This window comes from Stutzerimonas sp. Brlt_14, from assembly GCF_051948915.1.
GTDB lineage: Bacteria > Pseudomonadota > Gammaproteobacteria > Pseudomonadales > Pseudomonadaceae > Stutzerimonas > Stutzerimonas stutzeri.
In genome coordinates this window covers 1-332 of record NZ_JAYJLM010000021.1, presented here as the reverse complement: position 1 = coordinate 332, position 332 = coordinate 1, and the positions used below count along the sequence as shown (strand labels likewise).

1 rRNA gene is annotated in these 332 nt (G+C 54.8%); it reads right to left on the bottom strand.

Annotated elements, in window-relative coordinates:
* Positions 1 to 9: 9 nt before the first annotated feature.
* Positions 10 to 332: ribosomal RNA gene (locus tag VF716_RS20335) — 16S ribosomal RNA — on the bottom strand; the annotation flags it as partial.

Genomic DNA, 332 nt, shown 5'->3' with positions numbered 1-332 from the left:
GTCTTCGATTAAGGAGGTGATCCAGCCGCAGGTTCCCCTACGGCTACCTTGTTACGACTTCACCCCAGTCATGAATCACTCCGTGGTAACCGTCCCCCCGAAGGTTAGACTAGCTACTTCTGGAGCAACCCACTCCCATGGTGTGACGGGCGGTGTGTACAAGGCCCGGGAACGTATTCACCGTGACATTCTGATTCACGATTACTAGCGATTCCGACTTCACGCAGTCGAGTTGCAGACTGCGATCCGGACTACGATCGGTTTTATGGGATTAGCTCCACCTCGCGGCTTGGCAACCCTTTGTACCGACCATTGTAGCACGTGTGTAGCCC